The 24,880-nt window shown below is 28.5% G+C and carries 24 protein-coding genes; 6 read left to right on the forward strand and 18 right to left on the reverse strand.

The features are described 5' to 3' along the window. Positions 1-2: 2 nt before the first annotated feature. The 3 genes from ACLR9T_RS03470 to ACLR9T_RS03480 are packed head-to-tail and all read right to left on the reverse strand — an operon-like array spanning position 3 to position 2,803. Positions 3-1,148: a cytochrome c biogenesis protein CcdA gene (locus ACLR9T_RS03470; RefSeq protein ID WP_413108140.1), complete on the reverse strand. Its 1,146-nt coding sequence runs from the start codon at positions 1,146-1,148 to the stop codon at positions 3-5. Between the two features lies 1 nt (position 1,149). Beyond that, positions 1,150-1,458 (reverse strand): thioredoxin, encoded by a 309-nt coding sequence (trxA, locus tag ACLR9T_RS03475; protein ID WP_413108141.1) that lies wholly within the window; start codon positions 1,456-1,458, stop codon positions 1,150-1,152. Positions 1,459-1,483: 25 nt separating this feature from the next. Continuing rightward, positions 1,484-2,803 carry an FAD-dependent oxidoreductase gene (locus tag ACLR9T_RS03480; protein ID WP_413108142.1) on the reverse strand — a complete coding sequence of 440 codons (1,320 nt, stop codon included), beginning with the start codon at positions 2,801-2,803 and terminating at the stop codon, positions 1,484-1,486. Between the two features lie 164 nt (positions 2,804-2,967). On the opposite strand from ACLR9T_RS03480, the gene ACLR9T_RS03485 reads away from it, so the two are divergent. The 3 genes from ACLR9T_RS03485 (at position 2,968) to ACLR9T_RS03495 (ending at position 6,524) form a co-directional block, all read left to right on the forward strand. Further along, entirely contained in the window at positions 2,968-3,651 is a 684-nt protein-coding gene (locus ACLR9T_RS03485) for a TVP38/TMEM64 family protein (RefSeq protein WP_413108143.1), read from the forward strand. A 72-nt stretch (positions 3,652-3,723) separates the two neighbouring features. Next, on the forward strand, positions 3,724-4,428 hold the full coding sequence (locus tag ACLR9T_RS03490; protein ID WP_413108164.1) for a response regulator transcription factor: 705 nt from the start codon (positions 3,724-3,726) through the stop codon (positions 4,426-4,428). 8 nt (positions 4,429-4,436) lie between these two features. Continuing rightward, positions 4,437-6,524 (forward strand): sensor histidine kinase, encoded by a 2,088-nt coding sequence (locus tag ACLR9T_RS03495; RefSeq protein WP_413108144.1) that lies wholly within the window; start codon positions 4,437-4,439, stop codon positions 6,522-6,524. 21 nt (positions 6,525-6,545) lie between these two features. Here ACLR9T_RS03495 and ACLR9T_RS03500 read toward each other — a convergent pair whose 3' ends face one another. From ACLR9T_RS03500 to ACLR9T_RS03570, 15 genes are all read right to left on the reverse strand, one after another. Beyond that, positions 6,546-7,436 (reverse strand): DegV family protein, encoded by an 891-nt coding sequence (locus ACLR9T_RS03500; protein ID WP_413108145.1) that lies wholly within the window; start codon positions 7,434-7,436, stop codon positions 6,546-6,548. A 52-nt stretch (positions 7,437-7,488) separates the two neighbouring features. After that, a complete protein-coding gene (locus tag ACLR9T_RS03505; RefSeq protein WP_413108146.1) occupies positions 7,489-8,202 on the reverse strand; it encodes a hypothetical protein in 714 nt (237 codons plus the stop codon). Positions 8,203-8,441: 239 nt separating this feature from the next. Further along, on the reverse strand, positions 8,442-8,933 hold the full coding sequence (gene tnpA / locus ACLR9T_RS03510) for an IS200/IS605 family transposase (RefSeq protein WP_413108055.1): 492 nt from the start codon (positions 8,931-8,933) through the stop codon (positions 8,442-8,444). A gap of 192 nt (positions 8,934-9,125) precedes the next feature. Continuing rightward, positions 9,126-10,814 (reverse strand): ATP-binding protein, encoded by a 1,689-nt coding sequence (locus ACLR9T_RS03515; protein WP_413108147.1) that lies wholly within the window; start codon positions 10,812-10,814, stop codon positions 9,126-9,128. Next, positions 10,801-11,484, reverse strand: coding sequence for a response regulator transcription factor (locus ACLR9T_RS03520; protein WP_413108148.1), 684 nt, complete (start codon positions 11,482-11,484; stop codon positions 10,801-10,803). The genes ACLR9T_RS03515 and ACLR9T_RS03520 overlap by 14 nt, the downstream gene beginning before the upstream one ends. Before the next feature lie 12 nt (positions 11,485-11,496). Beyond that, positions 11,497-12,156: a phosphate signaling complex protein PhoU gene (phoU, locus tag ACLR9T_RS03525; RefSeq protein WP_413108149.1), complete on the reverse strand. Its 660-nt coding sequence runs from the start codon at positions 12,154-12,156 to the stop codon at positions 11,497-11,499. Between the two features lie 9 nt (positions 12,157-12,165). Beyond that, complete coding sequence (gene pstB / locus ACLR9T_RS03530; RefSeq protein WP_413108150.1) at positions 12,166-12,921, reverse strand: phosphate ABC transporter ATP-binding protein PstB; 756 nt, start codon at positions 12,919-12,921, stop codon at positions 12,166-12,168. 1 nt (position 12,922) lies between these two features. Continuing rightward, positions 12,923-13,789 carry a phosphate ABC transporter permease PstA gene (pstA, locus tag ACLR9T_RS03535; protein WP_413108151.1) on the reverse strand — a complete coding sequence of 289 codons (867 nt, stop codon included), beginning with the start codon at positions 13,787-13,789 and terminating at the stop codon, positions 12,923-12,925. After that, positions 13,782-14,714: a phosphate ABC transporter permease subunit PstC gene (gene pstC / locus ACLR9T_RS03540; protein ID WP_413108152.1), complete on the reverse strand. Its 933-nt coding sequence runs from the start codon at positions 14,712-14,714 to the stop codon at positions 13,782-13,784. The genes pstA and pstC overlap by 8 nt, the downstream gene beginning before the upstream one ends. A gap of 9 nt (positions 14,715-14,723) precedes the next feature. Beyond that, a complete protein-coding gene (locus ACLR9T_RS03545; protein WP_413108153.1) occupies positions 14,724-15,557 on the reverse strand; it encodes a phosphate ABC transporter substrate-binding protein in 834 nt (277 codons plus the stop codon). Between the two features lie 120 nt (positions 15,558-15,677). Beyond that, positions 15,678-16,676: a WYL domain-containing protein gene (locus ACLR9T_RS03550; protein WP_413108154.1), complete on the reverse strand. Its 999-nt coding sequence runs from the start codon at positions 16,674-16,676 to the stop codon at positions 15,678-15,680. A gap of 10 nt (positions 16,677-16,686) precedes the next feature. Next, positions 16,687-17,319: a hypothetical protein gene (locus ACLR9T_RS03555; protein WP_413108155.1), complete on the reverse strand. Its 633-nt coding sequence runs from the start codon at positions 17,317-17,319 to the stop codon at positions 16,687-16,689. 125 nt (positions 17,320-17,444) lie between these two features. After that, a complete protein-coding gene (locus tag ACLR9T_RS03560; protein WP_413108156.1) occupies positions 17,445-19,769 on the reverse strand; it encodes an HAD-IC family P-type ATPase in 2,325 nt (774 codons plus the stop codon). Positions 19,770-19,932: 163 nt separating this feature from the next. Then, a complete protein-coding gene (locus tag ACLR9T_RS03565) occupies positions 19,933-21,102 on the reverse strand; it encodes an aminotransferase class I/II-fold pyridoxal phosphate-dependent enzyme (protein WP_413108157.1) in 1,170 nt (389 codons plus the stop codon). After that, entirely contained in the window at positions 21,102-21,593 is a 492-nt protein-coding gene (locus ACLR9T_RS03570; protein ID WP_413108158.1) for an Lrp/AsnC family transcriptional regulator, read from the reverse strand. Before ACLR9T_RS03570 ends, ACLR9T_RS03565 begins: the two co-directional genes overlap by 1 nt. 206 nt (positions 21,594-21,799) lie before the next feature. Between ACLR9T_RS03570 and ACLR9T_RS03575 the strand changes: the two genes are divergently transcribed. The 3 genes from ACLR9T_RS03575 to ACLR9T_RS03585 all read left to right on the forward strand — a co-directional run bounded on the left by ACLR9T_RS03575 (position 21,800) and on the right by ACLR9T_RS03585 (position 24,787). Next, entirely contained in the window at positions 21,800-22,837 is a 1,038-nt protein-coding gene (locus ACLR9T_RS03575; protein WP_413108159.1) for a lactonase family protein, read from the forward strand. A 6-nt stretch (positions 22,838-22,843) separates the two neighbouring features. Next, positions 22,844-23,518 (forward strand): TIGR00266 family protein, encoded by a 675-nt coding sequence (locus ACLR9T_RS03580; RefSeq protein WP_413108160.1) that lies wholly within the window; start codon positions 22,844-22,846, stop codon positions 23,516-23,518. A 102-nt stretch (positions 23,519-23,620) separates the two neighbouring features. Continuing rightward, positions 23,621-24,787, forward strand: coding sequence for an AraC family transcriptional regulator (locus tag ACLR9T_RS03585; RefSeq protein WP_413108161.1), 1,167 nt, complete (start codon positions 23,621-23,623; stop codon positions 24,785-24,787). The last annotated feature ends 93 nt before the right edge of the window (positions 24,788-24,880 follow it).

Here is a 24,880-nt window from a genome sequence, read left to right on the forward strand (position 1 = left end):
TATTACTTCCCTTTTAGGGTACGGTCAATAATATTTTCCATCATATCACTTGTCAACTGTCCCACAACAGAACCATATTTATCACCATCACGATCAAGCATATAGGTAGTTGGCAAACTAGTAATTTGATATTCACTACTTAAACGACCATCATCAAAGATAACAGGCATAGTAAAACCTTTTTCCTTTAAAAAGTTTTTAATTCCTGATTCATCCATCTCTTTGCCTCCCGGCATAACAACTGTTACAACAGCAACATCACCACTATCTTTATATTTTTCATAAAGCTTTTGAATCTCAGGCATCTCTCTTTGGCAGGGAGGACACCAAGTTGCCCAAAAATTCAAGAATACTACTTTACCACGATAATCTGATAAACTAATTTGTTTTCCATCCTGATCTAATAAAGTATTATTATCAACGGATTTAGCGGCTTGATTAGTTGATACCTGATTTTGAGGTGACATATAATTACTTATCGTATTTAGTTTACCACTGAACATCATTAAACCAAAGATAATCAAAATGATTGCTCCTATTTTAGTTGTATATTTTACAATATTATGATGACTATTCAACCAATTTAAAGCCTTATTTGTAAATAAACCTAAAATTAGAAATGGTAATGTAAAACCCAATGCATAAATAATCATTAAAAAATTACTATACCAAAAATCACCTGAACTTGCAGCTAAAATCAAGATTGACGATAATGCCGGTCCAATACATGGAGTCCAAGCAAAGCTAAATGTAAACCCCATCACAAAAGCTATCAGCACATTCATTTTATTCCCTGTTTTTAAAGAAAAACGGAAAGTTCTTTGTAAAAAGTTTATTTTAATAAAACCTAACTGATAAATACCTAATAAAATAATAACTGCTCCACCAATTCGTACAAATAGTGTCATATGCTCTTTTAAAAAACCTTGTAATAGATTTATAGATGCATTCATTAAAAATATTGCTAATAATATTCCAAAGATAAAACTGACTGTAAATAATAAAACTTTTTTATTTGAATTTCTCTTTTCACTACTATTACCTGCTAAATATCCCATATAAATAGGAATTATCGGTAATACACAAGGTGAAAGAAATGATACTAACCCTTCAATAAATACTAATATTAAACTTATATGTGTTGCCATTTTAACTTGTGATCATTGCTAATATTTCAGAATATGGAATAAACCCAATTTTTTTATTTACAATCTTACTTTCTTTAAATGAAATTAATGTTGGAATTGTTTGGACACTATAAAGAGCTGCGATTTCTGGATATTTATCAACATCTACCTTTATTACTGTTATATCATCATTTTCTTGGGCTAATTTTTCAATATTTGGTCCAATCATTTTACATGGTCCACACCATGTTGCAAAAAAGTCTACCAATACTTTATCATTCTTTATTAACTCATCAAATTGTTGTTTATCTGGATATAATACATTACTCATTTTTATATTCTCCTTTTATCTCTTTTTATAAATCAAACAAATCATTTAAAGCTTCAGCCATTGTTGGATGAGTAAAGATTTGATTTTTTAGTACTTTATATGATAAATCATTATTCATTACCATCGTAATTAAATTTATTAGTTCTTCTGAACGTTCACATAACAAAACACAACCTAGGATTCGTTCTGTTTTTTTATCAATTATTGCTTTTAATAACCCTTCTGCTTTCTTTAAAACATTAGCTTTTGGAATAGCTGCTGTTAATAATTTAGCTACAATAATATCATGTCCTGATTCCCTAGCTTCTTTTTCACTAAGTCCAATTCTTGAAAAAGTTGGTGAAATAAATACTGAATAAGGAATATTACCACGATTTAAAGTTGAACGCTTTTTATCACCAAATAAATAGTCCATTACTATTCTAGAATCATCCAATGAAATATAAGTGAATTGTAAACCACCTTTTACATCACCTAAAGCAAAAATATGATCCTTTGTTGTTTGTAAATATTCATTAACTATTACTTCTCCTCGTTGATTTACCTCTACACCAGCAGCTTTGAGATTTAATTTTTCAGTATTTGCTTTACGACCAGTTGCAATCAAAACACCATCAAAATATTGAGACTCCGATAGATTATAATTAACTAGTACACCCTCTCCTTTATTAGATAATTCATTAACATTTGCATTAAATACAAAATGCACACCTTGTTTTTCTAAAATATTTTGAATTTCATCAACAATATCTTGATCTTCTCGACTAATTAAACGATCACTACCTTCGAATACAGTCACGTTACTACCATAACGTGCATACATACTAGCAAACTCTAATCCAATATAACCACCACCAATGATTGCTAATCTCTGTGGTAAATTATCCAATTTCATTAAACTAGCACTTGTGTATACTTTATCTGTATTTATTATTCCTTTAATTGGAGGAATTATAGGAGTTGCACCTGTATTAATAAAAATCAAATCTCCAAAAATAATTTTTTCTCCATCTTGAGTATTTATTACAATCTGATGTTCATCAATAAACTTTGCAGATGCAGTATAGATATCAACATTTTTTAAATCATTTAATTTAGTATAATTCTTATTTCTTAATTTAGTTATTAATGCTTCTTTATTTACTACAGCATCATGATAACTATACTTTTCAGCTTGAGTGATTAATGATTTCGACGGTATACACCCTTCATTAATACAAGTTCCTCCATACATTTGATCAGACTTTTCAATCATTGCTACTTTTTTATTTAACTTAGCCATTTTTGCAGCAATAGTTTTTCCACCTTTACCAAAACCAATAATAATCGCATCATATTTATTCATTTTACTTCCTCCGTTCTTTTCATTCTTATAATAGCATAGTAACTTTACTTTATCAAGTAATATGATTTAATGAAGTTATTGTTAATAAATATTTAAGAATTATTTATAATCTTTTATCCGTTTTCTTTTAGATTAACTGTCTATACTAATAACGAGGTGATAAAATGGAAACAATTAAGGAAAATAAAAAACTAATTTATCAATTATCTATCGCAATACTTATTATGGCAATAATCTGCCTATTATTATATAAGCCTTTTGAACATTTATTAAATAATCCTGAAACATTAAAAAATCAATTAGACCAATTTGGAAATTGGGGCAAATTAATCTTAGCTTTGATTATGGCTTTACAAGTAGTATTTGTCTTTTTACCAGGAGAGATTATTGAAGTTGCATCTGGGTTTTGTTATGGTACTTTTGAAGGAATGGCCATTTGTTTACTTGGGGCGATTATAGGTACAGTGATTATATATTGGTTTGTTGAAAAATATGGAGTCAGATTTGTTAACAAATTTTTTAATCAAGAGAAATTAAATGAAATATCTTTTTTAAAGAAAAAAAAGAATATTGAATTAATACTCTTTATTATTTTTTTTATTCCTGGTACTCCTAAAGACATACTAACATACTTTGCACCATTTACTCGAGTTAACTTATCTACTTTCTTATTAATTACCACAGTAGCTAGAATACCTTCTGTCATAACTAGTACAATTGGTGGTGATGCATTATTTAATCAAAATTATCATTTTACAATAGCAGTCTTTGTAATTACAGGTATTATTTCTATTATTGGTCTTTTTACATATAAATATTATATTAATCGACAACATAAGAATCTTTAGAAAATCTTTTGATTTCATTTCTGTTATTCTTAAACCTAATCGCTTATAATTAATATGAAAGAAGGTAAAAGAATGAATCAAGATAATATTTTAATTGTAGAAGATGAAATTGAAATTGCTAAAGCGATTGAAATATATTTGAAATCTCAAGGTTACAATGTATTTATAGCAAATAATGGATTAGCTGGTTTAAATATAATTGAACAGTATGAAATTCATTTAGCCATTGTTGATATTATGATGCCAGTAATGGACGGGATTGAAATGACAATGAAAGTTCGAGAAAATCATGACTTTCCAATTATTTTTTTATCAGCCAAATCAGAAGATATTGATAAAATAACTGGATTAAATATAGGGGGAGATGATTATGTAACTAAGCCCTTTGTTCCAATGGAACTTTTAGCTCGAGTATCTTCACAATTACGTCGCTATCATAAGTATTTAAATATGATTGACAAAAAGCAAGAAGAAAGTAACAAGTATATTGTGGGTGGCTTAGGGCTAGATCTAGATACTAAAGAAGTTACTGTTGATGGAAAATTAGTAAAAGTAACACCTATTGAACTAAAAATTTTAGAGTTATTGATGGAAAAACCTGGTCGTGTCTTTTCTAGTGAACAAATATATGAAAATGTTTGGAATGAAGCAGCTATTAACACAGAAACAGTTATGGTCCACGTCCGTAATCTAAGAGAAAAAATTGAAATCACGCCTAGTAATCCTCAATATTTAAAAGTTGTTTGGGGTGTTGGGTATAAGATTGAAAAACAGTAGGTGATAAAATGAAAAAAAATAAAATTATCTTTTCAATTTTAACTATTTTAATTATATTTATTAGTAGTGCTAGTGTATATCACTGCTATGATGTTGTTGAAACCAGTAATGGAAAAAGTATTAATTTTACTAGCAATAAAATTCTCTATGACATCTTAGATAATGTTTATGCTATTAGTTTCCAACTAGATAATGTTGGTAAAAAAGAGGGGATTCCCAAATATCTTACAGCCAATGAAGATGCAAGTGATGAATTTTACCGTAATAATATTTTATACAATAGAGAAATAATGTCAGAAAAGAAAAATATTAAATATTATGCCGAAAAAAATGATAATAAACTTGGTAATACTAATGATGACATAAAAAATATTCAAAATAACAAAGATTTAAAGAATAAATATCAATGGTATTTAAAAATATCTTTTAATGAAAATGGTGAATTTACATATGATACAATGGGATGTCCAGTAGCTCCTAACCAAAATTATGAATTAGTATGGAATAACTTTAAACAGACTTATTTCCAATATTTGGATAACTATGATAAAAATGCCGTTTTGCATAACCCTACTAATACTACAATTTATTTTGCAGTACCTAATAAAATCAACGCCAATTCTATTGATACAATTGCTTATTACAATGAAGCACATTTAAAAAGTACTAAGGTTGAAAATATTGTTCCTTTTGCCTTAATTGCTATTGTGATAGTATGTTTATATATACTTCTATACCCATATAAAACGGTTAAAGAAATAGGTATCTTTAAATATCCTGCTAGAATTAAATTAGAACCTCTTTTAATTGGAATAGTATTTGCTTTTGCAGGAATTTCTGTAGTGATTTATGGACTTATTATTGATACATTAAATGATTATTATCTTACTAAATTAATTACTATTGGATTTAATAAATCTAGTGAATTGATTCTTGGTATGATGAATATTTTATCATGGGCTGGTTTGCTTTATTTATCAATGTTCTGTATATTCTATTTAAAATCAATATTTAAAGAAGGAATTGTTGACTTTGTAAAGAAAAACACTGCTTGTGTCTGGTTATTTCAAAATATTAAAAAACTAATTTATAAAGTAAGTAGTTTCAATATAAATGATGATACAAATAAAATTATTCTTAAAATAGTTTTAGTAAATTGTTTAATTATTTCTATAATTTGTTGTTTCTTTACTTTTGGAATTTTCTTTGCTTTAATCTATTCTGCAATTTTATTTGTTATTTTAAGAAATAAGTTTAATGAATTTAAACATAATTATGATATATTATTAAGTGCAGTTAAAAGATTATCTAATGGTGATTTTGATGTTGAGATCAATCAGGATATTGGGATGTTCAACTTATTAGGAACAGAATTTACAAATATTAAAAATGGTTTTGAAAAAGCTGTAAATGAAGAAGTTAAATCTCAAAAAATGAAAACTGAATTAATTTCTAACGTATCACATGATTTAAAAACACCATTAACATCAATTATTACTTATGTAGATTTATTAAAAAATGAAAATCTTAATCAAAATAAAAGATATGAATATATTGAAACACTTGACCGTAATTCACTTAGATTAAAAAATCTTATTGATGATTTATTTGAAGTAAGTAAGGTTAATAGTGGGAATGTTAAATTAAATTTTGTTGATGTTGATCTTGTTGCTTTAATACAGCAAGCCAAATTTGAATTAACAGATAAATTTAATGAAAAGAATTTAATTTTTAAAACTAATTTTTCTGAAGAAAAAATCATCTTATCATTAGACAGTTCAAAAACTTATCGTATATTTGAAAATTTATTAATAAATATAAGTAAATATGCTTTAGAAAATACAAGAGTATATATTGATATTATTAATCATAGAGATGATGTAGAGATTATTTTCAAAAATATTTCTGCTAATGAAATTAAGGTTAGTGAGGATGAATTAGTTGAACGTTTTATCCAAGGTGATACATCTAGAAATACAAGTGGCAGCGGTTTAGGTTTAGCTATTGCAAAAAGTTTTACTGAACTACAAAAAGGTATATTTAAAATTAATGTTGATGGTGATTTATTTAAAGCCATTGTTATATTTAAAAAATAGGAGTCAGCTCCTATTTTTTCTTTATATTTTTTTCAATAAACCAACGCCTAAAGGATGTGGTCCCGTATGAACTCCAATAGTTGCTCCTATTTGACGGATTGGAATCTCATCATTAAATGAAGGTGCTAATATTTTCAATGATTCAATAAAGTGTTCTTTAAATTGAATTGCCTCTTCTTTATCATAACCAAATCCAATACAAAAACGAAATTGATCTATATTTAACCCATTATCTTTAAAATAACTAATAATCTGCTCAATAATTTTTTGTTTAGATTTTTTACGTCCTCTAGTTAATCCATTATTAAAAATTTCTCCCTCCTTAAGTAAAATCAATGGTTTAATTCCTAAAGCACCAGCTGCAATTCCCGATAATTTTCCAACTCTACCTCCATGTACCAAATAATCCATACCATTAATGGTAAAGAAAATTCTTCCTGTCTCTTTAATCAAATTTACATATTCAACAGTTTCTTCAAATGTTGCACCAGTATTTTTTTTAGCAACTGCTTCTTCAACAAGCATTCCCTGTAATACAGTATTAACTGTTGCATCAATTATTTCAATTTTTGCATCAGGGTAATCATCTAGTAACATATTTTTAGCATTCATTGCTGAATTATAAGAACCAGAGAACTTTGTTGTAATACAAATACAAATAATATCATCTCTATTTTTTATAATTGGCTCAAAAACATCCAAATAATCTTGTACTGAAGGCATTGATGTTTTAGGAAAGACTTTTGGATTATCAATCATAAATTGATAAAAATCCCTAACTCCTAAATCAACTATTTCTTTTTGATGATCAACCCCATTAGTAGAAACATAGAAAGGTACAACTTCAATATTTAACTGCTTCACTAGTTCAATTGGTAAGTCACATGAACCATCTGATATAATCTTATACATCTTCTCTCCTCTTTTCTAATCACATTAATTATAACACCAATAAATTAATTATTTATATAATATTTTTTCTTTTAACAATTAAATCAATACTTCTTTGAATCTCCTGTTTTATAATTAAGTTATTACAATTCCAATGCCTTAATAAATCCTCAGCCTGATTAAATGAAGATAAACAAATAATTAACTTCCACAACATAAATTCATTATTTCGATGTTTATTAAGCAGATCAATGATAACCTGATAATACTTTTCTACTGCAAGTTCCTGATGGTAGAATACCTGCCAACCAACAGCATCAATTATTTCAGCAACAACCAAGTCATTTTTACAATGAAGATTTTCTAAAATTGATTCAAAATATCGTGAATCCATTTTAGCCATTGTTCTAGCAATAATATCTCTAGGTAAGGGATAACTTTTTTTCATAGATACCTTTTTTGCAATATTATGATACTGATTACCTCCTATTTTTCCAACATACGGTATCATTCTTTCAATTGTTAACGCATTGCCAGTAGCTAATATATTACATATTTCCAGTTTAGTATATAATGCTTTTTCTTTTGTTAACATCTTAAGTAATATTTCATCTAATTCATTAATAGAAATAATTTTTTTTAATACACACAAAGCAGCTGTACGATTAACTGCCTGCTTATCACCTAGTAACTTAAATAATTCTTCTTTTGAATATAAAAAAAACGATTGGGCTTCAATACTTGTAATAAAACCACGTTTTCTTAATGTTTCTGGATTACTTTTCATGTCTCTATTTTACTAGCTTTCTTTTAAATAGTATATATATAAATTATATTAAATAATCTTATTAATATTTGGTAAAATAATAAATTTAGCTAACTTCATTTAATACACTAAATCATAACCACGCCTAAAAGACGTGGTATGCACTCGCCCTGTAAGGGCATGCTGTTGCGCTAGTCATTCGACCACTGAACGCCTTGACAACCGCAACGTCATTTACTCACTGACCCTCAAAGGGTCTTTTACTTTTTTTTCTTTTTCTTGTACCCTTCCACTGGTTCTCCTGTGAACGGGTCAATAAATTCTTCCATACTCATTTGATCACTCAACTTATCTTCCGCTAACTGATTTTGAATATATTCTCTCACTGTCTTCTCGTTCTTTCCTACTGTATCTACAAAATAGCCTCTTGCCCAAAATTTTCGATTTCCATATTTATATTTCATACTTGCATGACGATCAAATATCATAAGCGTTGACTTGCTTTTCAGGTATCCCATGAACTCCGCCACAGAATACTTTGGTGGTATTTCTAATAGAAGGTGAATATGATCAGGACATAACTCTCCTTCTATCAGCTCTACTCCCGGTTTTCTTTCAATTAAGGTCTTTATAATTAATCTTATATCATGTCTTAATTTATTGTATATTACCATCCTTCTAAATTTTGGTACTATTACAATATGATATTTACATCTATATGATGTATGTGATAAACTTTTTGTGTCTTTCATAGACTAACCTCCTCGTTATTTTATTTGCAGCTGCCAGGCTACAATTATTATATCACGAGGAGGTTTTTTACCCAGACGCTAAAGCTTTATTGTTACCACGCGCATAGCACGTGGTTTTTGTTTCACAATAAAAAGATATCCAGTTTTCTGAATATCTAATAATAATATTAGTTGAAATCTATTAAATATAATTTACTTTTCTTTTGGTAAAACCACTTTAAAAACAGTTCCCTGATTCAGTTTACTTGATAATGTGATACTTCCCTGATAGTACTGAACAATGTGTTTAACAATTGCTAAACCTAAGCCAGTTCCGCCTGTTTCTTTATCACGACCCTGATCACATCTAAAGAAGCGTTCAAATACTCGACCTTGATCAATTTTTGAAATTCCTCTTCCCGTATCACTTACTTCAATTACAATACTATGCTCTAATTCATATGATTTTATTGTAATACTACCATTATCATTATTATATTTAATAGCGTTCGTTATTAAGTTACTTAATAATTGATGCATATGCTGATGGTTAGATATGTATACGATATCCTTTATTTCTTTATTTACTACTAAATTCTTTTTATTAATTTCTACTTGCATAGAATCAATAATTTCATTGACTAATGGTTCAATATGTACAGGATGCTTAATTATATCAACATCTTTATTTTCTAAACGTGAAATCATTAAAATATCATTGATTAATGATGACATATTATTAACTTCATCATGAATCTTATCCAATGCTTTTTTAGAAGCCTCTTTATCATTAATAACTCCAGTCTCTAATAATTCACTATATCCTCTAATTGAAGTCATTGGTGTTTTTAATTCATGAGAAACATTAGAGAAAAACTCTTGACGCATCTTCATGGCATTGTGTTGTTCAGTAATATTAACAAATAGTAATGTTACTCCATAATCAACTTTAGCTACATAACAATTATAAAATTGTTTTTCTTTTTCAACTTCAACTACCTGCTGTTCATCAGTTAAATAATCAAGTGCATTAATTATTTTAAAATCAAAAATAAAATCTTTGATTGAATGATTTAATTTAATAGTATGCCCATAAAGCTTTTGGGCTTTACGATTAACCATTAAAACAGATAAATCACTATCCAATAAGATAAAGCCCTCTTTCATCTGATCAAGAATACCATTAATTTTAATTTGTTCACTTTTAAGTTTTTTCATTGTATCATGGATTGTTTGTGCCTGTTCTTCTAATTTAGAAGCAATAATATTAAACTCATCATACTTATAGCTATCAAACTCTAACTCCCGATAATCTTTCATCTTAGTAACTTGAGTAGTAATATCATGAATTGGCGCAGTTAAAGTATCAGCAAAACGTTTTGATAAAAACAATGCAATAACAAGAGACATTATTGCACCTACCCCTAGCGGCTTAACTAAAGTTGGCAAGTTATCAAATATCCCATTATATGGTAATGCTAATCGTACTACATATCCTTTATTAAATACTGCTACATATAACATATTCCGTTTAACTGTATTTGAATAACGAGTAGCATATCCAACCCCTTCACTCAAAGCCTGTTTAATTTCTTCACGCCCTTTATGATTTTCATCAATATCATCACTACCGCTATCCGCTAGCACTTCACCATTAGTATCTATTACAGTTAGACGAGTTTGATCATTATAGGCTAGTGGGTTTAAAGCATCTACCTGAGCTTTTAAATCATGAGATTCATCTAATTGATAATCCACCAATTTAACTGCATAAAGCATATCATGTTTTGTATTTTCTAACATTTGATTTGAAAGTATAACCATTGATACACTTGAAGATAATATAAGCGTAACCAACAATACCGTTAAAAAATAACGGAAAATTGTCTTATTCACTATCATCACCTTCCTCATAGAAACGATATCCTACACTACGAATAGTTTTTATATATTTATGACCATCATCATTTAACTTACTACGTAGAGCTCGAATATGAACATCTAAAGCACGAGATTCACCAATAAAATCATAACCCCAAATCTCATTTAACAATTCTTCTCGTTCAACTACACGATGTTTATTATCTATTAAATATACTAGTAATTGATATTCTTTATTTGTTAATTCTAATTTTTTATTATCCAATTTAATAATTCTTGTTTGTTTATCAACTATAAGATGCTTAGTTTTAATAATATCACTTGTTATATGGCGTCTAAGTAAAGAGCGAACTCGAGCTTGTAGTTCTAAAATCCCAAATGGTTTAGTCATATAATCATCTGAACCACTATCTAAACCGTTTACTTTATCTATCTCGCGATCTTTAGCACTTAAAATTAAAATTGGTAACTCATTATTTGTTTCTCTTATCTTTTTAATTGCATCAATTCCACTCATTTTCGGCAACATTAAATCAAAAATTGCTAGTGATGGTGTTTCCTGACTAATTTTAGTCAATGCATCTATAGCATTATCAAATTGAACAACCTCATAACCATTACTCACTAATGCTAAATTAATTATTTCACGAATATTTTCATCATCTTCAACTACAAATATACGTTCGCTCATTACTATCTCTCCTTAAATTAACCGGAAGTTATCAACTGTTCCAGTCTGATTAAACTCAACCCACTCACAAATATTAACTGCATGATCACCAATTCTTTCAAAATATTTAGCAATCATTAAAAAATTAATAACAATATCAATATTTTCTTTAGATTCATTTACTATCTGTACTAATTCTACCTTAACTTCTTCAAATAGTCTATCCATTTGGTTTTCTAATTCCTTAATTTGGGTAGCCTTATTTAAATCATGTTCATGAAAGGCATCTATTGAACCCTTAACCATGTCTCGAGCTAAACGTGCCATGTTCGGTATATGTTCAACCATTTTATATGGACAAGTAACATCCGTTTCTAATAATATCTCTGCAATATCTGCGCTCTGATCACCAATTCTTTCTAAATCAGTAACTACTTTTAAAGCTGTAGAAACATTTCTTAAATCACTAGCAATAGGCTGCTGTTTTAAAATTAAAGACAAACATCTTGCTTCAATCGTTCTTTCCATATCATTGATAACTTTGTCACCTGCTAAAATATCACGGCATAAATCTCGATCACCACTTTTAAAAGCTGTAATACAATTTTCAATCGCCAAAATAACTAGATGACACATTTTATCAAGATCAACATGCAATTTATTTAAATCTTTTTCAAATTTACTTCTTAACATTTTTATCTCCTATCCGAATCTACCTGTTATATAATCTTCAGTACGTTTATCTTTTGGCATTGAAAAAACGTCTTTTGTTTTACCATATTCAACCATTTCACCAACTAAAAAGAAAGCAGTATAATCAGCAATACGACTTGCCTGCTGCATATTATGTGTAACAATAGCAATCGTATACTTTTTCTTTAATTCTAACAATAACTCTTCTATCTTTAATGTCGAAATTGGGTCTAAAGCACTAGTTGGCTCATCTAATAAAATAACTTCTGGTTCAACAGCTAACGCTCTTGCAATGCACAAACGCTGCTGCTGTCCCCCTGACAGTCCTAATGCACTAGTGTGTAAACGGTCTTTAACTTCCTCATATAAGGCGGCTGCCTGTAATGAATCTTTTACTATTTTATCTAATTCTTTTTTGTTTTTTATACCATGAATCCTTGGTCCATATGCGACATTATCATAAATACTCATTGGAAATGGATTAGGCTGTTGAAATACCATACCTACTTTTTTTCTTAATACCGTAGTATCAACTCTATTATCATAAATATCTTCATTATCTAATTTTACATTACCAGTAATCTTAATACCTTTAACATAATCATTCATACGATTTAAAGTTTTAAGAAATGTTGATTTTCCACATCCTGAAGGACCAATGAAGGCCGTTATCTTATTCGTTTTTATATCTAGATCAACACCTTTTAAAGCATGTTTTTCACCATAAAATAAATCTAGATTTCTTGCTTCAATTTTATTTTCCATTTTATTTCACCCTATTTACATCAATTTTATTAGAAATTATTTTTGCTAAAATATTTAAACCTAAAACAATAACAATCAATACTAACGCAATTACAAAAGCAGCATCATAATTAGCTTTGGCCATTTCTAAATACAGCTGAATTGTAAGTGTTGCACCAGAACTAGATAAATGACTAAAAATATTTTTTGGTAACACACTAACTGAACCAGCAGTAAATAGTAATGCCGCCGATTCAGCAACGATCCTTCCCATTCCTAAAATAACTCCTGTCAATATTCCTGGCATAGCACTTGGTAATAAAACTGTTCTAATCATATACCATTTTGTTGCCCCAATCCCCAATGCTGCTTCACGATAACTTTTTGGTACACCCTCTAAAGCAACTTGCGTATTTCTTGTAATAATTGGTAAAATCATAATTGCAAGTGTAAATGAACCAGTTAGAATTGAAAATCTAAATTTTAACAATGTTCCAAAAAATAACATTCCAAATAAACCATATATAATAGAAGGGATTCCAGCTAAAACTTCAGTAGTAAAAGAAATAATCTTAACAAACTTTTTATTCTTAGCATATTCATTTAAATAAATTGCTCCACCTATTCCAATTGGGCAGGCAATCAATAATGTTACAACAATAATATATAAAGTATTAATAATGTTAGGTAAAATTCCTACTGTACCTTTTAAAATACTTGTTGTGCTAATTAAATATGAAAAGTCAAAATGTGGTAGACCGCGATATAATATATAACCAATACAAACTAATAAGATCAACACAGAAAGTGCACTTGATAATTGAATCAAGATGTTTAATACTTTATCAGTAATACGATGTCTTTTATCAAAAATACTACTATTATTCATGTTGATCTCCTCTCTTTATAATAAATGTTAAAATTAGATTAATAACAATTATAAAAACAAATAACACTAAACCAATTGTAAAAAGTACTTCACGATGTGTTCCCTGAGCATAACCCATTTCTGAAACGATTCCTGTTGTTAGAAAACGGACTGAATTAAATGGTAATGGCATATTTACTGAATTTCCTGCAACCAATAAAATTGCCATAGCTTCACCAATTGCTCTCCCTACACCTAATACAATTGCTGATATAATACCTGATTTAGCACTTGGTAATACAACCTTAAAGATTGTCTGCATTTTACTAGCTCCTAAAGCTAATGAGCTTTTTCGATAATCATCAGGAACTGCATTTAATGCTGTTTCAGTAATATTAATTAGGGTTGGTAAAATCATAATTGCTAAAACTATAATAGCTGAAATTAAATTTGCCCCACCAGTAAATTGATGTGTTTTTGATCCTGCAAAAATCATTCTTTCAAGATCATACATTATTGGACAGATCAATAAAATTCCTAACAAACCATAAACAACAGATGGAATTCCTGCTAATAACTCAATTGCTGACTTAACGATTTTTCTAACTTTAGGATTAGCTAATTCAGCTAAATTTATAGCTGTAAATAAACCAATAGGAACTCCAATACAAATTGCTAAAAACACCCCAATTATTGATGTAAGAATTATTAAAAGAATTCCATACTGAGGATTAGCAGCAGTAGGTGCCCAAACACTGCCAAATAAAATTCCTACTAATCCTTCTTTAAAAATTGCTGGTGTACCAGAAATAATCATATAACCTGTAATAGAAACTACTGCAATAATAGATACAATAGCACAGCCACGAAATATAATCGCGGCTGTTTTTTCTACTAAAGATTTTGTTTTTCTATTGCTTATAATAGATAACATATCTTTTTCCATAATAAACTCCTACTTTGGACTTACTAAACCTACAGCTTTAAGAACTTCTTGTCCTTTTTCACTTTCAATAAATTCGAAGATTGCTTTAACTTCTTTACTCTGTTCACTGATTTTGCCCTTAGTTGCCATCACAAATGGTCTTTGTAAAGTATAACTTCCATCTTTTACAGTATCTTCATTAGCCTCAACATCATCTAATTTTAAAGCTTTTACTGTTTCAGTAATGTTATCTAAAGAGATATATCCAATTGCTCCTTCTGTTTCTCCAACTTTAGCAACAACAGCACCAGTTTCATTTAATTCTTGAGCATATTTACAAGCATCTTCAATTTCTAAAATCTCTTCAAAAGCACCACGAGTTCCTGAACCAGCTTCACGCCCCATTACTACTATTGCTTGATCATCACCACCAACTTCTGACCAATTTGTAATTTCACCAGTATAAATTTTCTTTAATTGATCTGTTGTTAAATTATCAACTTTATTACTTTTATGAGTAATAATTGCAATTCCATCAATGGCAACAATATTTTCTTCTAATCCCTTTGATTTTTCTTCATCTTTTAAACCTCTTGAAGAGTTACCAATATCTGCTGTACCAGCTAAAACTGCTTCAAGTCCTGCACTTGAACCTGTAAATTGTGGTTCTAACACTAGATTAGGATAATCTTCAACTATTGCTTCTTTTATTGCATTAACAAATTTTTCCATAGATGTAGATCCACTAAGACTTACATTACCACTTACTTCTGTACTTCCCTGACCTGAATCATCAGTTCCACCACAAGCAGTAAGACCTAAACACAATACTAATGTTAATAAAACCCCTAATACTTTTTTCATATTTTTAATCCCTTTCTTTTTCTTTTCTTAAGACACATATATAATAATCAAATTACATTTGACGATATATCAATAAATTGTATTAATTATGTTAAGTTTACGTAAAGAAAAACAGGAAACTCACTTAGTTTCCTGTTCATACATTCTTAACATTAACTTTAACCTTTTTCTAATCATCTCTTTTAATCCAAGGGGTAATATTACTTGTATATTTGTCTGTAACATCATTAGCCAACCTACTAATCCATCAGATAAAGCAACATTTTTAATTTTTGCTTCAATTTTACCATCATAAGTTTTATTTACAATAATATCTTTACCAAATTGATTTACTACCTCTTTTAAAACACTTTGATTAAATCTTATTTTTAAATCAATTCTCTTTTTACTTATATACATATTTACATTTTTATCAAACTCTTTGACCATATCAAACTGTTCTCTTATATCTTCAAACTTACTATTATGATTTCTAACTAACCGCATTCGATCAACTCGATAAACACTTAAACTATTTTTTCTTTTATTAAAATAACCAATAAGATAATAATTAGAACCTTTTAAAATTAGTTTATAGGGTGAAATTATATATGTTTCATTATCATGATTACCATTAGTATGATAAACTTCTACTAAGCAGTCATCATCAATATCATAACTTATATATTTAAAAGCAATATTTTTGTGATTATTTATAGCTTTAATAATAGTAGTAAGACTTATTAAGGGATCATATGTTAGAATATTATTATTTTCGTCTTCAATATTTAATCGTTTAATTTGTTTATAGGAACTTAATAGTGATAACTTTCCAACCATTATAGAAGCAGAATTCTTATCTAAATTAGGATTAAAAATAATACTATCCATTAATAACTGCAACTGACCATCATCAAAAAACTCATCTTCAATAACAAAACCGCTTCTCCTAATAGTTTTTATTAAATGTTTACCAGTTAAACAATAATAAAAATCATTAATTCTTTTAATTAGACTATATACAGTCTTAATATTTAAATCATATCCGTACTGTTTTAAATACACTAATATCTCTTTACCTTTGATTGGCCGCTCACTATCATTTATAACTTTATAAATATAATACATTTTTTCACCCATAAAATTACTCCTATATTAATATTGGATTTAATGGCATACTGATTTTTTTAGAATATTTATTGTATAAACGAGGACTGTAATTATATAGAGCTGGTAAAAAACGCTCAAGCTCTTGATCAATAACAACATACTCTAAATGCAGATATGCTTTTCTATAGCTTTTCTCTAATAGTAAAATATAACAAGTCATATAATGGTAACGTTCCATACTAAAGTTTAATCGATTTGCTAGAGCTTCAACAAATGATTCAATAACTTTTTCATTAAATTTAATCAAATGTCTAAGTAAACAATATGTTTCAATAGAAAAACCACCATTATTAATAATATAATTCAATAAATTATATTTATATACTAATATAGGACGATAATATGAACTTAACAAAATATTCATAAAAACCAAATGGTTTTCCATTTCACTTAAACTAACACTTTTATCAATTAACTTCTTTATCTTACTAAAGATTACCAACTGTAAATCTTTTCTTTTATTAATCTTTTTCTTAATAATTTTTATATCCATACTATTATTTACAATATCATGAATATCTTGCATCCAATAACTTTCACTAATATCTAACAAATATTTTTTAACTTCAACAATATCCTTATCAATAACTTTTTCATAACTTTGTATTTTCATCACTAATCACTCCTTTAATTACTTATATTATAGTTAATTAAAAATATTCGTGATTTGATTTTTTTAATTATAACACCCTTTTTTCGGTTTTAAAATCAATTTATTTAAAAAATACAAAAATAAACCTATTTTAATAGGTCTATCTTATTAAATATATCTTTCTTTTGAGTTATAAAATGAATCTTTCTTTCAAGTAATAAACCAGCTAAAGAACAAGCGAAACTAATTAATAATAAATTAAGTGAGATCTTAGCAAGATGCAACGGTTCGTAAAAGAATAATATTGCTCCACCAAAACTAACTATCATTGTTATACAAATAAAAATCCTTAATTTTGTAAAAGGAAAACAAGACCGAATCACTGCTACTATTGAAACCACACCTAATACTATATACATTATCGTTATTGATATATAGCTATCTAATTTTAAAATTGGTGATATTATCATAATTATAATAAAAATAATTATTATACTTATTGCACTACTAAATGCTTTACCAAGAGCTTTTGGTAAAAATTCCCCTTTAATCTTATTAGTATTAGATTCAAATATCGTCATAAAAGAAGGCATGGCCTCAATCAATAAATCAATTAAAGTAATTTGCAGAGGAATAAAAGGAAATTCCCGGTTACTAATAACACAAAACATTGATAATAATACCGTATATATCGTTTTAATAAAGAACACTCCAGCTACACGAGTAACATTATTTACAACTTTACGCCCTTCTAATAAAATATCTGGTAAACACGTAAAATCAGAATTCAATAATACAACTTGAGATATCTGTTTAGAAGCATCACTTCCTTGAGCTATTGCAATTGAACAATCTGATTCCTTTAAAGCTAAAAGATCATTTACCCCATCACCAGTCATTGCAACATGATGTCCTTTTTTCTTCAAAGCTTCAACAATTAATTTTTTTTGATTTGGAGTAACTCGTCCAAAAACTGTATAATCACTAATAATATCATTAATTTCAGAATCTTCTATCTCTGACATATCAATACAATATTGATAATTTAGAACCCCAGCCTTTTTAGCAATAGCAGTAACCGTATTTACATTATCACCAGAAATCACTTTTATATCAATTCCTTCTCGACAAAAATACTCTAATGTTTCTTTGGTTTGATTTCTAATCGTATCAGATAAAACTATTATCATTAAAGCTTTTAATTCTGGTAAATTATTTTCATCTATTGTCTTTGGCGTATGCCCAACTGCAATTATTCGTAAACCCTCTTCCATTAAAGACTTTATTTTATCAGGTAGTTCGTTTGGAATAATTTTCTCGACCGCCCCAATCACGATTGTTCCTATTTCTTTAAATTCAACCGCACTCCACTTTCTAATTGAAGAAAAAGGTATTTTATTTATACAGTTATATAGACTATTTTCATTAAAATATGCACTTATAGCTTGAAAAGTAGCATTATTATCATCGGATATATTTAAATAGGAACCCATTATATCATATGTATTATAGTTATTTAATGAATCTAATTCTAAGACTTCTTCAACTTTCATTTTCCCATCAGTAATAGTCCCTGTCTTATCTAAACAAAGTACATCGACATGAGACAAAGTTTCTAATGAATATAAATCCTGGATTAGAACATTTTTCTTAGCTAATCTAGTAACCCCATTTGCTAAAGATACACTTGTAAGTAACACTAAACCTTTAGGAAGCATTCCTAAAAGACCTGCTGTTGAAAAAACAACTGCACTGAATAAACTATCCTGCCTTAAATATAATGCCTCAATAAATAACAAAACACCTAAAGGGATAATCATAAATGTTGTAAACCTTGTTACTTTTTTCATCGATTCCATTAATTCAGAATTATTTTCTTTAACTTTCTGAGCTTCTTTAATCAAAGTAGTTGCATAATTATCAGTACCAACATTTATTACTCGAGCAAGACACTTACCAGATATAACACTACTACCTGATAGTAATTTAGAATCCATTGCCTTATGAATAGGATCAGCTTCACCTGTAAGTAACGATTCATTTGTGTCAATCTCACCAGAAATTACCAATGAATCATTACATACTTGATTCCCGCTTTCTAAAACTAAAATATCATCTATTACAACCTTACTAATATCAATTATTTCATGTTTAGCATTTCTTATTACTGTTACTGTTGGTTTTGTTAAAATTGATAACTGGTCAACAAGCCGTTTAGCTTTTATTTCCTGAATAATTCCAATTACAGCATTACATACAATAATCGCCATAAAAATAGTATTAGACCAAGCTTCAACCCATACTAAAGCAATGAATATTAAGAAATTAAGTAAGTTAAATAGCGTACATACATTTTCTATCAATATTTGATAATAGGTTTTTGAAACCGTCTTACTAATACCATTAATCAATCCCTTATCTATCCGTTCTTGAACCTGTTCATTACTAAGTCCAGAAATAACCTCTGCCATTACTACACACCTCCAGATTTTCACCTATTATAGTATAAATCCTCTAGCGATAATATTAACTTTACAAACACTTAACAAAATTATTACTTAATATCTAAGATATATAACATAAAAAAAGCTTATTCTAAAATAAAAATTTTAAAACAAGCCTCAAATCAACTCATCATTTATTTAATTTATCTAAAAATGTTTTAATCCTTGTTGTTGCTTCTTTAATTTGGTCAATTGAATAAGCATATGACACTCTTATATACCCTTCTCCAGCTTCTCCAAAAGCAGTACCAGGTACACAAGCTACTAACTGATCTTTTAATAACTCCTCACAAAATTGTTCTGAAGTCATACCTGTAGATTTAATACACGGAAAAACATAAAATGCTCCCTGAGGTGTAAATGTATATAATCCCATATCATTAAAAGCTTTAACAATATAATTACGACGAAGCATGTATGCCTTTTTCATTTCTTCTATTTCATTATCACAATGTCGCATTGCTTCAATTGCTCCATACTGAGCTCCAGTTGGTGCAGACATAATTACATATTGATGAATTTTATTCATTGCTTTAGTTAATATTTCATTAGCTAAAACATATCCTAAACGCCATCCTGTCATTGCATAGGCCTTTGAATAACCACTAACCAAAATCACCTGATCTTTGATCTCATCAAAAGCAGCAATTGAACAAAACTTTTGTTCATATGATAACTCAGCATATATCTCATCAGTTATAACAATGAGTTCATGCTCTTTAATAATCGGCACTAGTTTTTCATAATCTTCTCGTGTCATAAAACCACCAGTAGGATTACTAGGATAATTCAATAAAATTGCTTTAGTCTTTGGGGTTATTGCTGCCTCCAACAATTCTGGAGTTAATTTAAACTCATTATTTTCTTTAAGTTCAATACTAACAGCTTTACCACCAGCTAAAGCTACACCTGGTGTATAAGCAACATAACTAGGCTGTAATAAAATCACTTCATCACCAGGATTAATAATAGCCCTAAATGCCAAATCAATTGCTTCAGATCCACCAACTGTAACAATACATTCTTTATCATAATGATAATTCAAACCAAATCTTCTTTTTTGATAACGACAAATTTCTTTTCTTAACTCAACTAAACCTTGGTTAGCAGTATAAAACGTCTTTCCTTGTTCAATTGAATAAATAGCTGCTTCTCTAATTTTCCAGGGAGTATCAAAATCAGGTTCCCCTACTCCCAATGATATAACCCCCTCCATTTCATTTGCCAAATCAAAAAATTTACGAATTCCACTAGGCGGTATATCCCTTACTATATTATTTAATACTTTATTAAAATCCATTATGGTGTTACCAATAATCTTTCTGCAGCTTCTTTGTCGTTGTCATCAAAACTTATTCCATTATTTTTATATTGTTTTAAAACAAACATTGTGGCAGTACCAGTTATCCCCTCTAATGGCGCCAATTTAGAGGCAACGAAACGGGCGGCTTCTTGCATTGTATGTCCCTTAACGATTGCAACAAATTCAAAGCTTCCACTTAGTAGATACATCGTATCTACTTCTGGAAAAGCATAGATCTTTTTAGCAATACGATCATAACCATATTCACGTTCAGGAGTAGCATTAATTTGAATCAATGCCATTACATTATCTACATTAGTACGATCCCAATTAATGATCGTATGATAACCACAAATAACTTTATCCTTTTCTAATTGGTTGATAGTATTGACAACATTATCTTCTGTTTCATTCAATGCCATGGCAAGATCTGTAACTTCCATTCTTGCATTATTATGAAGTAATGTTAATAATAAGTTCTCATCCATATTTCTGTCCTCCAATTTATTTTATTCATTATATAACATTTTATCTTTAAGGTAAAGATACGGTTTATTATAAATTCATTTAACTACATTGTCTAATATTTGTAATAAAAATCATTTTGTATTAATAATATTAAAATATAAAAAAATATATAATAAAGCCCGTTCAGTAATAATTTATGATAAAATAATAGTAAGGAGGTTTTATGATGAAAACATTCTATGTATCTAGTTATGGTAAAAATGATGATAAAGGAATTTATATTATTAATTTAAACGAAGAAACTCAAGATTTTTCTCTTGTACAACACATTGTTACACAAGATTATCCATCTTATATGATTACTAAAAACAATACTCTATATATCGCTTACAAAAATGCTAGTCGTTTAAATAATGGTGGCGGATTAGGAAGTTTTTCAATTTATAAAGATGAATTAATAATTAATAATAATTATAACTCTAATGGGCGTTCGTATACCCATTTATGTGTTAGTGATAATTTACGTTATCTCTTTGCTGCAAACTACCATGTAGGATCAACTGCTTCTTATTTATTAGAGAATAATTATATCAAAGAAAAAATAGGTGCCATTCATCATACAGGACTAGGACCCGATTTACTTAAAAGACAAACAGGGCCTCATTGTCACTGTGTAGGGATCACTCCCGATAAAGAATTTGTCTATGCAGTTGATTTAGGCGCTGATAAAGTAATAATGTATTCTTATAAATATGGTAAATTAGAAGAAGCATCAAATCATAATTTAAATGTTGTTCCTGGCTCAGGGCCTAGACATATGATTTTTTCTAAAGACGGTCGTTTTGCATATCTTGTCAATGAAATAGCAAATAATATTATGGTTTTTAAATATTATGATAAATATTTTAATCTGATTCAAGTTATTCATACTACCCCTCGGCATTTTCATGGATTTTCTAGTGCAAGTGCTATTCGTTTAAGCAAATCAGGAAAACATTTATTCGTTTCTAATCGTGGGCATGATAGTATTGTTTTATATCGGGTTAATCAAGAAACAGGTAAGTTAACATTATTATATATGGTCCACACTGGTAAAAATCCACGTGATTTTAATATTCTTGAAGACCAATATCTAATTGTAGGAGCTCAGGACGATAATGAAATTGAATTAATTACATTTAATGAAGAAAAAGAAGAACTGGTAAGAACCGCAAACACATTAGCAATTTCTTCACCAGTATGTATTACAGTTAAGGAGGATTGAAATATTATGAAATATGAAATTAAGGGAGATAATCTTCCTGTTGTTATCTGCCATCTTGAAAAAGGAGAATCGATGATAACAGACAGTGGCGCAATGAGCTGGATGGATCCTGGAATGAATATGGAAACAATTAGTGGTGGAATATCAAAAGCTTTTGGCAGAATGTTTAGTGGTGAAACGATATTTCAAAATCGCTATACAGCAACAAATGATGGAATAATTGCTTTTGCTTCATCTTTTCCTGGTAATATTAAAGCAGTTGAGGTAAAGCCAGGGCAAGAAATCGTTGTCCAAAAATCTTCATTTTTAGCTGGAAGTAACGGTATCGAGATGTCTGTATTTTTTAACAAAAAATTTTCATCTGGATTCTTTGGCGGTGAAGGGTTTGTTATGACTAAAATCGGAGGATCTGGTACTGTATTTTTAGAAATTGATGGTTCTGCAATTGAATATGATTTATTACCTGGTCAACAAATGATCATTGATACTGGATACCTAGCAATGATGGATGCAACTTGTTCCATTGAAATCCAAAGTGTAAAAGGCGTTAAAAATAAGCTATTAGGTGGTGAAGGATTTTTTAACACTGTAGTAACCGGTCCTGGAAAAATCATTTTGCAATCAATGCCAATTAGTTCTGTAGCAGCTAGTCTAATTCCTTTTTTACCTACTGGAAAATAATTTTATATAAAATATTTGCAAAAATTGTCTCTAAAAGTATATTATATATATATATTTTAGTTGTGTATAATTAAACTATCTAATTATACAAGGAGGTTTACTATGATTAATAAGACATCGAGTATTGAATTTAAAAAATATGGCTCTACTTATGAGGAACATTTATCATTTAAGGACAATAATCTAATATGTAGAAAATTAAATACATCTGGCAGAGTTATCAGTCATATGTACTGTTTTTCTTGTGAAGTATATATAGAACTTACAGAAGGAATTGCTTCTATTTTAATTGGTGATAGCTTAGATCCTGATAAATTAGAAACATTTGCAATCCACCATTATTTAAAAATTGAAGCTAACAAATATTTTAATATTATTCCACTATCTCAAGAAATTGAAAGTTACTTGATAACTCCTTCAAATTATAACTTAAAAACCGAATTTCTAAATCCTCCCTATGTTTATAAACCAATCGTATCTAAGTTAAAAATTGAAGAAATTCTTGGTTACTATTATGTAATCAAAAGTCCAAATTACCGATTTAAAGGAGAAACTCACAAACATTATGAATTGACATATGTTGATCATGGAAGCCTTGATACAACTGTTGAAGATACAACTTATACATTAAATAGTTATGATTTAATGTTGTATGGGCCAAATCAATTTCATACACAACAAATTACAATTAATAAATCATGTTCATATCTAACAGTTATATTTGATATGGATATTATAGAAGATGAAATGATTCTTAATCGTGTTTTTCACTGTGATAACGAACTCCATAACATATTTAATAAATTTGTTAAAGCTAGTTCTAATTCATTACCATATTCTAAGACATTAATGTTGTGTTATTTACAAGAAATTATTATATTATTAACACAACATGATTCTTCTATTGACCTCAAACATATTTCTACAGGATCAATGCAACATTTTCAAGATGAATTGCTGCAAGAAATCTTAGATTATATGAATTCAATGATTACAGAACCCTTAACAATTGAGGAAATTTGTCATAAATTTTCTATCTCTCGTTCATCTTTACAAACATTATTTAGAAATAATTTAGAGATTTCTCCTAAAAACTATATGGTACAAATAAAATTAAAAAAAAGCAAAGAGCTTATTCGTGAAAATAAATATACTATTAGTGAAATTGCATTTATGCTAGGCTTTAGTTCAATACATTATTTTTCAAGAACATTTAAACAGCATTTCAACCTCACTCCAAGCGAATATGCTAAAAAAATATATAAATAAATTAATATAATTACATATAAATATCTATTTTAAATTTAAAATCATAACCACGCCTAAAAGACGTGGTATGCACTCGCCCTGTAAGGGCATGCT

The sequence above is a fragment of the Thomasclavelia sp. genome, assembly GCF_047249845.1.
Classification (GTDB): domain Bacteria; phylum Bacillota_I; class Bacilli_A; order Erysipelotrichales; family Coprobacillaceae; genus Thomasclavelia.

Coding starts and splice junctions, on each gene's coding strand:
- ACLR9T_RS03470 (WP_413108140.1), bottom strand. CDS start 1,148: ATGGCAACACATATAAGTTTAATATTAGTATTTATTGAAGGGTTAGTA.
- trxA (WP_413108141.1), bottom strand. CDS start 1,458: ATGAGTAATGTATTATATCCAGATAAACAACAATTTGATGAGTTAATA.
- ACLR9T_RS03480 (WP_413108142.1), bottom strand. CDS start 2,803: ATGAATAAATATGATGCGATTATTATTGGTTTTGGTAAAGGTGGAAAA.
- ACLR9T_RS03485 (WP_413108143.1), top strand. CDS start 2,968: ATGGAAACAATTAAGGAAAATAAAAAACTAATTTATCAATTATCTATC.
- ACLR9T_RS03490 (WP_413108164.1), top strand. CDS start 3,724: ATGAATCAAGATAATATTTTAATTGTAGAAGATGAAATTGAAATTGCT.
- ACLR9T_RS03495 (WP_413108144.1), top strand. CDS start 4,437: ATGAAAAAAAATAAAATTATCTTTTCAATTTTAACTATTTTAATTATA.
- ACLR9T_RS03500 (WP_413108145.1), bottom strand. CDS start 7,436: ATGTATAAGATTATATCAGATGGTTCATGTGACTTACCAATTGAACTA.
- ACLR9T_RS03505 (WP_413108146.1), bottom strand. CDS start 8,202: ATGAAAAGTAATCCAGAAACATTAAGAAAACGTGGTTTTATTACAAGT.
- tnpA (WP_413108055.1), bottom strand. CDS start 8,933: ATGAAAGACACAAAAAGTTTATCACATACATCATATAGATGTAAATAT.
- ACLR9T_RS03515 (WP_413108147.1), bottom strand. CDS start 10,814: ATGATAGTGAATAAGACAATTTTCCGTTATTTTTTAACGGTATTGTTG.
- ACLR9T_RS03520 (WP_413108148.1), bottom strand. CDS start 11,484: ATGAGCGAACGTATATTTGTAGTTGAAGATGATGAAAATATTCGTGAA.
- phoU (WP_413108149.1), bottom strand. CDS start 12,156: ATGTTAAGAAGTAAATTTGAAAAAGATTTAAATAAATTGCATGTTGAT.
- pstB (WP_413108150.1), bottom strand. CDS start 12,921: ATGGAAAATAAAATTGAAGCAAGAAATCTAGATTTATTTTATGGTGAA.
- pstA (WP_413108151.1), bottom strand. CDS start 13,789: ATGAATAATAGTAGTATTTTTGATAAAAGACATCGTATTACTGATAAA.
- pstC (WP_413108152.1), bottom strand. CDS start 14,714: ATGGAAAAAGATATGTTATCTATTATAAGCAATAGAAAAACAAAATCT.
- ACLR9T_RS03545 (WP_413108153.1), bottom strand. CDS start 15,557: ATGAAAAAAGTATTAGGGGTTTTATTAACATTAGTATTGTGTTTAGGT.
- ACLR9T_RS03550 (WP_413108154.1), bottom strand. CDS start 16,676: ATGGGTGAAAAAATGTATTATATTTATAAAGTTATAAATGATAGTGAG.
- ACLR9T_RS03555 (WP_413108155.1), bottom strand. CDS start 17,319: ATGAAAATACAAAGTTATGAAAAAGTTATTGATAAGGATATTGTTGAA.
- ACLR9T_RS03560 (WP_413108156.1), bottom strand. CDS start 19,769: ATGGCAGAGGTTATTTCTGGACTTAGTAATGAACAGGTTCAAGAACGG.
- ACLR9T_RS03565 (WP_413108157.1), bottom strand. CDS start 21,102: ATGGATTTTAATAAAGTATTAAATAATATAGTAAGGGATATACCGCCT.
- ACLR9T_RS03570 (WP_413108158.1), bottom strand. CDS start 21,593: ATGGATGAGAACTTATTATTAACATTACTTCATAATAATGCAAGAATG.
- ACLR9T_RS03575 (WP_413108159.1), top strand. CDS start 21,800: ATGAAAACATTCTATGTATCTAGTTATGGTAAAAATGATGATAAAGGA.
- ACLR9T_RS03580 (WP_413108160.1), top strand. CDS start 22,844: ATGAAATATGAAATTAAGGGAGATAATCTTCCTGTTGTTATCTGCCAT.
- ACLR9T_RS03585 (WP_413108161.1), top strand. CDS start 23,621: ATGATTAATAAGACATCGAGTATTGAATTTAAAAAATATGGCTCTACT.